12 protein-coding genes are annotated in these 12364 nt (G+C 70.3%); 8 read left to right on the top strand and 4 right to left on the bottom strand.

The window, feature by feature from the left end; genetic code table 11:
* Window positions 1–60 precede the first annotated feature (60 nt).
* From BMW88_RS12700 to BMW88_RS12715, 4 genes are all read right to left on the bottom strand, one after another.
* A complete protein-coding gene (locus tag BMW88_RS12700) occupies window positions 61–2316 on the bottom strand; it encodes a sensor histidine kinase (RefSeq protein WP_177221075.1) in 2256 nt (751 codons plus the stop codon).
* 102 nt (window positions 2317–2418) lie between these two features.
* A complete protein-coding gene (locus BMW88_RS12705) occupies window positions 2419–3063 on the bottom strand; it encodes a hypothetical protein (RefSeq protein WP_089950887.1) in 645 nt (214 codons plus the stop codon).
* Window positions 3064–3082: 19 nt separating this feature from the next.
* Window positions 3083–5341: a TOMM precursor leader peptide-binding protein gene (locus tag BMW88_RS12710; protein ID WP_089950888.1), complete on the bottom strand. Its 2259-nt coding sequence runs from the start codon at window positions 5339–5341 to the stop codon at window positions 3083–3085.
* Window positions 5338–5517, bottom strand: a complete 180-nt coding sequence (locus BMW88_RS12715) for a hypothetical protein (RefSeq protein ID WP_089950889.1) — start codon at window positions 5515–5517, stop codon at window positions 5338–5340. The genes BMW88_RS12710 and BMW88_RS12715 overlap by 4 nt, the downstream gene beginning before the upstream one ends.
* A gap of 210 nt (window positions 5518–5727) precedes the next feature.
* On the opposite strand from BMW88_RS12715, the gene BMW88_RS12720 reads away from it, so the two are divergent.
* From BMW88_RS12720 to BMW88_RS12755, 8 genes are all read left to right on the top strand, one after another.
* Window positions 5728–6537 carry an AfsR/SARP family transcriptional regulator gene (locus BMW88_RS12720; RefSeq protein WP_089950890.1) on the top strand — a complete coding sequence of 270 codons (810 nt, stop codon included), beginning with the start codon at window positions 5728–5730 and terminating at the stop codon, window positions 6535–6537.
* 158 nt (window positions 6538–6695) lie between these two features.
* Window positions 6696–6947, top strand: a complete 252-nt coding sequence (locus BMW88_RS12725) for an acyl carrier protein (RefSeq protein ID WP_089950891.1) — start codon at window positions 6696–6698, stop codon at window positions 6945–6947.
* 27 nt (window positions 6948–6974) lie between these two features.
* Window positions 6975–7910, top strand: a complete 936-nt coding sequence (locus tag BMW88_RS12730) for an aromatase/cyclase (protein ID WP_089950892.1) — start codon at window positions 6975–6977, stop codon at window positions 7908–7910.
* A 10-nt stretch (window positions 7911–7920) separates the two neighbouring features.
* Window positions 7921–8106: a hypothetical protein gene (locus BMW88_RS12735; RefSeq protein ID WP_143116056.1), complete on the top strand. Its 186-nt coding sequence runs from the start codon at window positions 7921–7923 to the stop codon at window positions 8104–8106.
* A 24-nt stretch (window positions 8107–8130) separates the two neighbouring features.
* Entirely contained in the window at window positions 8131–8859 is a 729-nt protein-coding gene (locus BMW88_RS12740) for a beta/alpha barrel domain-containing protein (protein ID WP_089950894.1), read from the top strand.
* Entirely contained in the window at window positions 8856–10124 is a 1269-nt protein-coding gene (locus tag BMW88_RS12745) for a beta-ketoacyl-[acyl-carrier-protein] synthase family protein (RefSeq protein WP_089950895.1), read from the top strand. Before BMW88_RS12740 ends, BMW88_RS12745 begins: the two co-directional genes overlap by 4 nt.
* Window positions 10121–11335, top strand: coding sequence for a ketosynthase chain-length factor (locus BMW88_RS12750; protein ID WP_089950896.1), 1215 nt, complete (start codon window positions 10121–10123; stop codon window positions 11333–11335). Before BMW88_RS12745 ends, BMW88_RS12750 begins: the two co-directional genes overlap by 4 nt.
* 80 nt (window positions 11336–11415) lie before the next feature.
* Window positions 11416–12318, top strand: coding sequence for an acyltransferase domain-containing protein (locus tag BMW88_RS12755; RefSeq protein WP_177221076.1), 903 nt, complete (start codon window positions 11416–11418; stop codon window positions 12316–12318).
* Window positions 12319–12364 lie beyond the last annotated feature (46 nt).

Here is a 12364-nt window from a genome sequence, read left to right on the forward strand (position 1 = left end):
GGTACCACGTGCGAAGCGGTCGTCATCGGAACTTCCGATGACGACCGCTTCGTGCTGTGCCTAGCTCAGGGGCAGCGGGATCTCGGCGCGCAGCCGGTAGGTGTGCTCGGGCGTGAGACCGGCGTGCAGGTCACCGCCCAGCGCGCGGACGCGCGTGGTGAGGTTGTCGATGCCGCTGCCGTCGGGGGACCTCCGCTCGACCGTGATCCCGTCGTTGACGATGTCCATCGTGACCAGGTGCCGTGAGCTCGAGAGCACGATCTCGCAGTGCTCGGCCTTGCTGTGCCGCAGGAGGTTCGTGACGCCCTCGCGCAGCACCGTCGCGAGCGTCACCTTCACCTCCTTGGGGAGCTGGTCGCACGCGTCGATCTTGACGGTGACGTCGATGTCGGCCGCGGACAGCAGCGCCTGCGCCGACTGGGTCTCCTCGTCGAACGACAGCTCGCGGTAGCTCAGCGCCACGGACCGCACGTCCGCCAGCGCCTGCCGGGAGATCTCCAGCACCTCCGTGAGCTCCTGCCGGGCCCGGGCCGGGTCGACGGTGAGGAGCCGGTGCGTGAGCTCGCTCTTCAGGGTGATCGCGGACAGGCTGTAGCCGAGCAGGTCGTGCAGGTCGCGGGCGAACCGCAACCGCTCCTGCGTCACCGCCGCCGTCGCGAGCTCCTCGCGCGCCTCGTGGAGCTGCATCACCATCGACCGCAGCCGGGTGAGCGCGTAGAGCACGAGGCCGTGGTTGGTCGTGGCCAGCACGCCGTACGCGATGGCCACCGCGTCCTCGCCGAGCGCGCCGTAGACGACGCCCTGCAGGACGACCACCGAGAAGAACGCGATCCACCCGGCCCGGCGGGGCAGCAGCAGCGCTCCCGCTCCGGCGAGGAAGCCGGGGACGCCCGCGAGGTAGGGGTTGCCGAACACCAGCGGCGGCACGTACACGCAGATCGCCAGCCCGGTGAGCACCGCGACGCGCTGAGCCAGGCTCAGCCGGACGTGCGGGCGGATCACCACACCGAGCACGAGCGCGACGGTGCCGGCGATCCCGGCCGCGGTGACCTCGACCCCGGTCACCGCGATCGGGTAGTACGTCACCAGCGTCATCGCCATCGCCGCGTACCCGATGACCACGGCCGTGAGCAGCACCTGCGCGAACCGCGTCGCGATCGGCGGGCCGGAGAAGCGCGGGGTCTTCGCCGGTTTCTCCGGCGCCGGGTCGGCCGGGACCTCGGCGTGCAGCCGGTAGGTGCCGTCCGGGGCCGCGCCGGCGAGCAGGGAACCACCGATCGCGGTGGTGCGGGTGACGAGGTTGCCCAGGCCGCTGCCGCGCTCGGTCCCCGGCTCGGCGGGCGCTCCGTCGTTGACGATGTCGATCGACGCCAGCCGGTCCGTGCCGGTGATCGTGATCGTGCAGCGGGTGGCCTCGCTGTGCCGCAGCAGGTTCGTCACGCCCTCGCGCAGCACCGTCGCGAGCACCGTCCGGGACCGGGGGGAGAGGTCGGAGTGGTCGGTCTCGATCGTGGCCCGCACGCCCGCGGCGGTCAGCACCGAGCGCGCCGACTCGATCTCGTCGGCCAGCGACAGCTCGCGGTAGCTCGACGCCACCGCACGAACGTCCGTCAGGGCCTCGCGGGCGATGCCGAGGATCTCCGCCAGCTCCCGCGCGGCGCGGTCGGTGTGGGCGCCGATCATCCGGGTCGCGAGCTCGACCTTGAGCGTGATCGCCGACAGGCTGAAGCCGAGCAGGTCGTGCAGGTCGCGGGCGAACCTCAGCCGTTCCTGCGACACCGCGAGGTCGGCGAGCTCGGAGCGGGCGGTCTCCAGCTGCTTGACCAGCGTCGGGAGCCGGGACAGGCCGTAGACGGCCATGCCGGCGACCATCGCCGACACCACGTGGTAGGCGAGCTGGGCGGGGTCGCTGACGTACTGCGACCTGATCGCGCCGTTGCTGAGCGCCACCGCGGCGAACACGAACCACCGCACCCGGCCGGGCAGCACCAGCAGCGCGCTGCCCGCCAGGAAGCCGGGCATGCCCGCCCAGGCGTTCGGGAAGAAGGAGTAGGGCACGTAGACCAGTCCGGCCATCACGCCCAGCGCCGCGTACGACTTGGCCGAACGCAGGTTCGAGCCCGGTCTGCTGAAGACCCGCAACTGCAGGTACCCGATCGTGAGCAGGCAGGCGAGAGAACCCGTGATGCGCGTGGGGGTCGGGCCGGCCTGCAGCACGTAGGAGAAGGCGTTGGTGAGGTAGTTGGCGAACACCACGCTGATGACGACGTACGCCAAACGACGGGACACCGACGAGCGTTCCTGTCGTAGCGTCACAGCAGCAGCTCCCACGCGAGGGTCGGGACGCGGCAATGATACGGGCGTGTCCTGGGAAATCTCGCTTTTCGGGATCCCCGATCGGAGCAACATGACGGCTGCTCAACACCTCGCCGGGACGACGAGCCCGGCCCCGGCGAGGTAGGCGACGACGTCGGCGACCAGGGTCTTCTCGACCTGCAACGCTTCCGCCACCGCGGCGACCGTGCTCCGCGCGTCCAGCAGCGACTTCGCGATCTCCGTCGCCGGCGCGCCGTGCAGGATCACCTGGTAGGCGAGACCGGGACACGCCAGCGCCTGGTCTCCGTTGAGCCGCTCGATCTCGGTGCCCCGCCGCATGGTGACGAGCTCGTCGTCGCCCAGCGGCGGCAACGCGAAGATGGCGTCCCGCGTCACCGCGACGACCGAGAGGATCGGCCCGGCACCGTCGTTGAGCCCGAGCGACGGCACGACGCAGCCCCCCAGCTGGTCGAGCGTGTTCTTGAGCTTGCGCCAGATGAGGCACGGCCCGGAGCCGGTCTTCCAGCGCACGAAGTTCTCGTGCAGGGCGGAGATGTTCTCCAGCGCGACCGGTCCCAGGCTCATGCGGTGCAACGCCTCGCGCACGAGGGGGCTGGTGTCCTCGATCTCGATCGTGCCCCACCTCCCGTGCACGGTGAGGTGCTCGCTCCCCTCGTCGACGAACGCGTCCTCCAGCAACGACCACAGCGGCCGGCCGGCCGGGATGTGCGACCGGGTGGGAACCACAGCGCCTCCGCTCTGGCAGCTACATGAACAGTGGGATGGGGTTCAGCTCGTCGTAGCGGTGGGGACGGGACAACAGCCCCAGTTGTACGGGAACGTCGTAGAGGCGCCCTTGAGCGAACCTCGACCAGAAGTGCCGCAGTCCCGGCACGACCACCCGGACCACGGGAAGCCCGAAGTCGGGCCTGGTCTGGTCGAGGGCCAGCAGCTCCATCCCGCGCGCTTCGAGGGTGTGCTGGATGGAGCGGATGTCGTCGACCAGGTCGCCGCGGTGCGTGTAGCCGTGGTGCAGCACGTCGCGCGCGGGCCGGGTGGGGTCGGGGCGCAGCCACGGGTGGTCGGAGACCTTGGTGTCCTCGAACCATCGTCGCACGTCGACGTCGAGCGTGCGCGGATCGGCGGACCCGCACACCATCGGCATGCACTGGTTCAGCTCGGTGAGCGCCCGGCGCGCGGCGATCCGCGGGTCGAGGTGCGCTCCGCAGCCGAGCACGACGTCCTCGCGCGGTCCGCCGTCCGTGCGGCGGGAGACCGCGACCATGACCGGTACGCCGAGGTCCGCCGTGACGTCGAGCAGCCAGACCTCGCGGCCGAGGCTCGCGTGCACCTCGTCGTTCTTGCTGATCCACGGGTCCTGGAACGAGTCGAGGTCCACGCCGGGCATCGGGATGCGGTTGTACCACCAGATGGCGACCGCGTCGCGTTCGACGAGTTCCAGGAGTCCTTGCAGCACAGCGTCTTCCAGGCTGCTGCCGGCGGCGCACCCGTTGGAGTTCGACGTGACGCTCGGCGGACAGGGGGCGCCGAAGTAGAGCATGCCGGTGGGGAGGAGCTTGTGCCGCTGCTCGGTGAACGACCACAGCGGGGTCCAGTCCATCACCTCGTCGTCGTCGAACGGGGCGGTGACGTGCTGGAAGCTCGAGTGGGCCGCGTTCCACGCCTCGCGGCCCGTGAACTGGCGCGGGTGGTAGTGCTGCACGGTGTCGGGGTGGATCGCGCGCTCGCCCAGCGAGCGGTAGGAGCCTCGCACCACGGCCTCGTCGCCGACGAAGGAGCCGCTGCGCCGTTCGACGGCCTCGCACAGCGCGCCGACCTGGGCGTCGAGCGCCGTCACGCCCTTGCCGCCGGTGTCCGCGCGCAACGCCGACCGCAGCCCTTCGATGCCGTCCCCCGCGGCGATGTTCGAGCCGGACCGGAAGGAGTTGAAGAACTCGGGACCGTTGTCGTCGCGGCGGATCTCCTTCACGATCCCGGTGACCGGGCCGATCAGGTGCCGGTAGGTGTCGAGCACCTCCTGCGGCGGCGACGACCGGTGGCCGCCGCCGTCGCAGGAGTGCTTCGCGCGGCTGGTGAGCTCGACCGGCTCGAACGCCCTGCGCGCGACGATCCCGGGGTCGCCGCAGCCCGAGCACTGCGGGCGGACCCGCACGTCGTGCTGCGTGACCTGCATGGTCAGGCTGTCGTAGCTCCAGATGGACCGCTGGGTGTCCTGGCGGATGCCGGCGAGCCACTTGGCGGTCTCCACCGACGCGATCTCCAGCGCCATCGCGGTGAGCGACGGCAGTCCGATGAGCGGCCGCGGCGCGGGACCCCGTTGTCCGCACCGCCGCCTCACGTGCGCCTCGGCCTTGCGGTTGGCCGACAGCCGGGCCGCCAGGCAGCGCCAGCACGGGCCGTCGCCCGGGGTGAAGAAGGGGCCGACGGACACCTCCGCCCCCACGGGCTTGACCAGCAGCCACGGCTTGCCCGCCGCGCGGTGCGCGTCGTCGATGTCGCGGAGCTCGGACGCCAGGTAGTCGGCACACGCCACGACCGTCAGGTCACCATTCCCCGAGGTGACGGTGAGCTCGTTGCGGTGCAGGGCGTCGACGAGCGCTTCGCGGTCGATGTCGCCGATCGTGACGACCGAGACGAGCGACGTCGTTGTCGCCGTCACGGCGTCCGCGGGGTCGAGGCCCGCCGCGTCCCAGTAGGCGAGGGTGGCCTCGGCCGAGCAGTCCTCGTCCTCGCCCCGCCGCCCGATCAGTCCCGCCGCGGCGAGCCTGGTGAGCATGCGGCCGACCACGTCGGCCGTCAGGCCGGCGGGCAGGTCGCGCAGCAGGGCCGCGAGGTCGCGGGTGCCGTCGAGCAGCGGCGCCAGTGACTCGACGTGGGGGCCCTGGATCGCGGTGACCCCAGACTCCCCGATCAGGTACACGGCCTCACCCCGCACGATCTGCGGGCGGAGGTGGCGCCGGAAGCCGATGCGGTGCGCGTCCGGCTCGGCCAGCTCGGGTCTCATGCCGCGAGGACTTCGTCGGTCGCGCGGTACGTGCCGGGCGAGCAGGTCGTCCAGATGATGCCGGTGAACCAGTCCATCGAGGCCTCACGGTCGAACTGGTAGATCTTCATGTCGTCGGAGTCGTCGGCGGTCGCGGAGGCCGGGGTAAGACGCTCCAGGGTGGCGGTGGGGAACATTTGCGTCTCCGATGTTTGGGGCCGGTTCGTCGTGGGTAATCATGCGGATCCGCGCTAATGGCCCGGTAGTTACCGGCTAATGCGCCCCCGTATGAAGTTTTCATACCCGGCACGGGCAGAACTCACCTGACATCGATGGCCTGTGCACTAACGCGCTCCCGTTGGGCCGAGCAGACTAATGGTGTGCTCGGAACCGAAGGAGGGGTCGCGATGCAGATCAAGGTCCTGGGGCCGGTGGAGGCCAAGGTGAACGGTCGCTCGGTGACACCCACCGCGGCCAAGCCACGGCAGATCCTGGCGCTGCTGGCGCTGCACTCCGGACAGGTCGTGTCCGTGCCCACGCTGATAGAGGAGCTGTGGGGCGACCGCCCGCCGCGCAGCGCCCGCACCACCCTGCAGACCTACATCCTGCAGCTGCGCAAGCTGATCGGGGACGCGCTGTCGTCGTCCGGTGAGAGCGGCGCCAAGGAGGTGCTGGTCACCCGCTACGGCGGCTACCTGCTCGACGTGCCGCCGGAGTCGGTCGACGTGCACGAGTTCGAACGCCTCGGCCGCGCCGGCCAGCAGGCCTACGACGTCGAGGACTACGCCAACGCCTCGCGGCTGCTGCGGCAGGCGCTGGAGATGTGGCGCGGCACGGCCGTCGTGGACGTGCGGCCCGGCATGCCGCTCGGCATCGAGGTCGTGCGCCTGGAGGAGGCCCGCCTGGGCGTCCTGGAGACGCGCATCGACGCGGAGCTGCGGATGGGCAAGCACAAGGCGTTGCTCAGCGAGCTCTCCGTGCTGACCGTGCAGAACCCGATGAACGAGAACCTGTGTGCGCAGTACATGATCTCGCTCTTCCGCGCGGGCCGGCAGTGGCAGGCGCTCGACGCCTTCAAGGCTTTGCGCAACACGTTGATCGAGGAGCTCGGCGTCGAGCCCTCGTCGCGCCTGCAGGCGTTGCAGCACGCCATCCTGACGTCCGACCCGCGCCTGGACAGCGCGGAGACCCGTCAGCTGCAGCGACTGCTGGCCTGAGCTGGGCTCCAGCGGCCCCCGCCACACTGTGGCGGGGGCCGTTTTTCTTTGTGCCGCAACGGTTTCTTCGAGGACATCTCCAGTGACCCACAGCCGTGCGCTGGCAACCTCAGACGTGGGCGCGCGGAAACCGCCCGCTGGAGGAAAGGAAACTAGCCGTGAGCGCACTGACCATCGAGGGCCTCAAAGAGATCCTCAACGAGGCCGCGGGCGACGACGACTCGTTCAAGCCGGGCCAGGACATTCTCGACATCCCGTTCCTCGAGCTGGGCTTCGACTCCCTCGCTCTGCTGGAGACGGTCGCGCTGATCAAGCGCAAGCACGGTGTCGCCATCGCCGACGACCAGATGGCGTACATCGAGACGCCGCGTCAGCTGCTGGACAAGGTCAACGGACAGATCGCGGCCTGACGCCGGCGAACCGGAACGGAGACGGACATGACGCACACCACCACGCACACGGTCATGATCGGGGCTCCCGCCAAGGTGGTGTACGACCTGGTCGCGGACGTGACGACCTGGCCGTACATCTTCGGACCCACGGTGCACGCCGAGGTGTTCGAACGGGACGGCTCGACCGAGCGGTTGCGGTTGCACGCGTTCGCCAACGGTGACGTGCGCACGTGGACGTCCCGGCGCCGGCTCGACCCGGCGAACCTGCACATCTCCTTCGAGCAGGAGCGTTCGGCGGCACCGGTGAAGACGATGGGTGGGGAGTGGCGGATCGTCCCGATCGCCGACTCGGCGACCCGGGTCGATCTGCTCCACCACTTCACCGCGGCGCAGCCGGAGGCGGTCGACGTCATCCTGAACGCCGTCAACAACAACAGCGAAGCCGAGCTGGCCGCGCTCAAGCGGGCGGCCGAGTACGGCGACGACTACGACAAGCTGGTGCTGTCGTTCTCCGACAGCATCACGATCCACGCGAGCCGCAAGGACGTGTACGAGTTCCTCTACCGGTCGGACCTGTGGCCGCAGCGCCTGCCGCACGTGGCGCGGCTGGACCTCGAGGAAGCCGTCACCGGGGTGCAGTCCATGGAGATGGACACCCGCAGCCCGGACGGGTCGATCCACACCACGCACTCGGTGCGGGTCTGCACCCCGTACGAGGGCATCGTCTACAAGCAGACGCACACGCCGGCGATCATGGCGGCGCACGTCGGCAGGTGGACGTTCCGGGACATCGGTGACGGCATCGAGGCCGGGATCGAGGCGACCTCGCACCACACGGTCGTCATCCGGCCCGAGGTCGTGCCCGAGGTGCTGGGCGCCGACGGCACGGTCGAGCGCGCCCGCGAGCTCATCCGGCACGCGCTGGGCACCAACAGCCTCACGACGCTGCGGCACGCGAAGGAATTCGCGGAGAACGGGTGAGGTGACCGCGATGGGGCTGGGTGGCGCGGACCTGCTGACCGCCGCGGCGCGCGCCGCAAGCCGCAACGGGCTCTTCGTGGTGTCCATGTACCTGGAGAAGGCCGCGGTCGAGCACCAGCGCGAGGGGTGTCCTTCGGAGGTCGCCCCCTGCGCCTACGAGATCGAGGCCTCCCGGGTGCTCCTGTCGGGCTTTTAGCCCACGAGGCGCGTGGGGTTGCGGATGAAGCTCTACGACATCTCGCTGCGCCGCACCAGTCTGTCCACTTCGGACAGACTGGTGGCGGCGCGGCGTCTCGACGCGCTCGGTGTCGCGTTCGTCGACGGAGGAAGACCGGTCCGGCCGGCCGGCCGCAGGACGTTCTTCGGCAGGGCGGCGGTCGAGCTCCGGTTGCGGACCGCGACCCTCGTCGCGTCCGGCGGTGCGGAGGACCTCACCGCGCTGATCGCCGCGGAGACACCCGCGGTGGCAGTGGTTGTCCAAGGGCACGGCTTCTCGGTGGTCCGCGAGGCCGTGCGTCAACTCGTGCGCGCCGAACGACGAGTGATCGTCGAGGCGCGGGACTTCTTCGACGGCTGGCTGGCCGACCCCGAGCACGCGCTCGAGGTCGTGCTGACGGCCGCCGAGGCTGGAGCGGAAACCGTGTTGCTGCACGACACGGCGGGCACGCTGTGGCCGGACCAGATCGGCGAGATCGTCGGGACGGTCGCGGAAACCGGGGTGCCCGTCGGCTTCGGATGTCACGACGACGGCGGTTCGGCGGCGAAGAAGCTGTTCGCGGCCGGCGCGGGGGCGGGGCTCGTACAGGGGTCCTACGCCGTCGTTCGAGGTGGCCTCGATCGGGCCGTTTCACCATCGGTTCATTCGGCAGAAACAGGTGTCGCTCCCGTGCCCTGTCCGAGATTGGAGCAGACCGTGTCCGCACAGAAGGCGATTGGAGGTGTCCGATGAGTCGTCGCGCCGTCATCACCGGGGTGGGCGTGGTCGCACCTGGTGGCATCGGAACGAAGGCGTATTGGAAACTGCTGTCCGAAGGGCGTACGGCGACTCGCAACATCACGCACTTCGACGCGTCTCCGTACCGCTCCCGCATGGCGGGGGAAGCAGATTTCGATCCAGTGCGCGAAGGCCTGACGCCGCAGGAGATCCGCCGTCTCGACCGCGCCGCGCAGTTCGCGGTCGTCGCGGGTCGTGAGGCGATGTCCGACTCCGGCATCGAGTTCGACCAGCTCGACCCCGGCCGCATCGGTGTCTCGCTCGGCACCGCGGTCGGCTGCACGACCTCGCTGGAGCGCGAGTTCATCGTCGGCTCCGACCGCGGCAAGTACTGGGAGGTCGACCAGTCCTACGCCGTCCCGCACCTCTACGACTACTTCACGCCGTCCTCGATGGCGACGGAGCTGGCGTGGACGGTGGGCGCCGAAGGACCGGTCTCCGTGGTCTCCACGGGCTGCACCTCCGGTCTCGACTCGGTCGGGTACGCGGCCGAGCTGATCATGGAGGGCTCCGCGGACGTCGTCGTCACCGGCGGCACCGAGGCCCCGCTCTCCCCGATCACCGTGGTGTGCTTCGACGTGATCCGCGCATCCAGCACCCGCAACGACGACCCCGCCACGGCGTGCCGGCCGTTCGACAAGACCCGCGACGGCCTGGTGCTGGGTGAGGGGTGCGCGATCATCGTGCTCGAGGAGCTGGAGCACGCCCGCGCCCGCGGTGCGCACATCTACGGCGAGATCGGCGGCTTCGCCTCGCGGTGCAACGCCTACCACATGACGGGCCTGCACCCCGAGGGCATCGAGATGTCCGACGCCATCAACATCGCGCTGAAGCAGGCGCGGGCGGACGCCACGGACGTCGGTTACATCAACGCGCACGGGTCGGGCACCAAGCAGAACGACCTGCACGAGACCGCGGCGTTCAAGCGCAGCCTCGGTGCGCACGCGTACAAGACCCCGGTCTCCGGCTTCAAGTCGATGATCGGGCACTCGCTGGGCGCGATCGGGTCCCTGGAGATCGTCGGCTCGCTGCTGGCGTTCGAGCAGGACCTCATCCCGCCGACGGCGAACCTGCACGAGCCGGACCCCGAGTGCGACCTCGACTACACGCCGCTGGTCGCGCGCGAGAAGAAGGTCAACACGGTCCTGACCGTGGGCAGTGGCTTCGGTGGATTCCAGAGCGCCATGGTGCTCAAAAAGGTGGAAGGGGCAGGCCGGTGACTCGGGCGGTGGTGACGGGAATCGGCATCGCGTCGCCGAACGGGCTGGGGCCGACCGCGTACTGGCGGGCGACCCTGCACGGGGAGGCGGCGATCAGGCCGATCACCCGGTTCGACAGCGCCAACTACTGGGCGAAGATCGCCGGTGAGGTGCCGGGCTTCGAGGCAGGCCGGCACCTGCAGGGCCGGCTCCTGCCGCAGACGGACCACATGACGCGGTTGACGCTGGTGGGCACGGACTGGGCGTTGCGCGGCGCGGGTGTGCAGCCCAACGACATCCCGGACACCGACATCGCGGTGATCACCGCGGCGACGGCGGGCGGGTACGAGTTCGGCCAGCGCGAGCTGCAGAAGCTGTGGCACCAGGGCCCGGAGTACGTCTCGGCGTACCAGTCGTTCGCGTGGTTCTACGCGGTCAACACGGGCCAGATCTCCATCCGCCACGGCACCCGCGGTCCCGGCGCGGTGGTGGTGTCCGAGCAGGCCGGTGGCATCGACTCCATCGGGCACGCACGGCGCCAGCTGCGCAAGGGCGTCCAGCTCGCCCTCACCGGCGGCATGGACTCCTCGCTGTGCCCGTGGGCGTGGGTCGCCCACCAGGCCTCGGGTTGCCTGTCCCGCAACAACAACCCGAAGCGCGCCTACCTGCCGTTCGACCGCGACGCCTCCGGGTACGTCGCCGGTGAGGGCGGCGCGATCATGGTGGTCGAGACGCCGGAGTCGGCGGCCGGGCGTCCCGGCACCAGGATCTACGGCGAGATCGTCGGCTACGCCTCGACGTTCGACTCGAAGATGCCGTCGCGGGAGCCGGGGCTGAAGAGGGCGGCGGAGCTCGCGCTGCGCGACGCCGGCATGGACGCCTCGGAGATCGACGTGGTGTTCGCCGACGCGGCGGGCATCCCCGAGCTCGACAAGGCGGAGGCCGAGGCGATCAAGGGCATCTTCGGGCCGTTCGGCGTGCCGGTGACGGCGCCGAAGACCATGACGGGCCGCCTGTTCGCGGGCGGCGGCTCCCTCGACGTGGCGTCGGCGATCCTCTCCATCTACTGGAGCGCGATCCCGCCGACCATCAACGTCGAGAACCCCGTGCCGGAGTACGAGATCGACCTCGTGATGAACGAGGCGCGGCACGGCAAGGTGAAGGCCGCCCTGGTGCTCGGGCGCGGCAAGGGCGGCTTCAACTCCGCCATGGTGGTTCGCGAGTACAGGTGATGTCAGGCCTCGAGGGCCGCGAAGGTGTCTCCTTCGCGGCCCTCGAGCCGTCTCTGGAGGAACTTGTGGATGTAGCGCTGATGTTTCCGGGGCAGGGGTCGCAGTACCCGCGGATGGCGGCGTCGCTGTACGGCACGGACGCCGTGTTCACCTCGGTGGTCGACGAGGTGTTCGAGCTGTTCGGCGAAGTGGGTTCCGCCGCCTGCGAGGACTGGCTCTCGGGCGCCGACGTCGACCACGTCTCGCGCGCGCAGCCGCTGCTCTTCGCGGTCGACTACGCGCTGGGACGCACCGTCCTGTCGTGGGGCGTCGAGCCCGTCGCGCTGATCGGGCACTCCGCGGGCGAGGTGGTCGCGGCGACGCTGGCCGGGGTCTTCTCCCTGGAGGAGGCCGTCTCGCTGGTGCGGGACCGGGTGCTGTCGGCCGTGCCGATCCCGTCCGGCGGCATGCTGGCCGTGGCGGCGGCCGAGGCCGACCTGGTGCCGTACCTGGAGGGCGACGTCGCGATCGCCGCCGTGAACTCGGCCCGGCAGACGATGCTCGCCGGGCCCGACGAGCCGCTGGCCCGCGTGCGGGCGCGGCTGGAGGCGGACGAGTACGTCGTGGTGACCGTGCCGGCCTCCACGCCGTTCCACAGCCCGGCCATGCAGCCCGCCGTGGACGAGGCGCTGGCGTCGTGGAGCGCTGCGCCGGTCGCACCGTCGATGCCGGTGTACTCGGGCTACACCGGCAAGCTGATGACCGCCGAGGACGCGCTGTCGCCCCGGTTCTGGACCCGTCAGCTGACCGATGCCGTCTACTTCGGACCGGCGCTGAACGAGCTGGTGGCGATGTACGACGTCCTGCTGGTGGAAGCGGGACCCGGCCAGACGCTCACGTCGTTCGCGCGTCGCACCAAGGCCGTGCGGTCGGGTGCCTCGCAGGTGCTGCCGTTGCTGGACGCCGCGGACTCCGTCGAGACGGCTCGCGCCCGGCTGGCGTGACACCGGTAAAAGGGCCGCCCTCCGGTCGGAGGGCGGCCCTTTGGCG

Source organism: Lentzea xinjiangensis (genome assembly GCF_900110955.1).
Lineage (GTDB): Bacteria > Actinomycetota > Actinomycetes > Mycobacteriales > Pseudonocardiaceae > Lentzea > Lentzea xinjiangensis.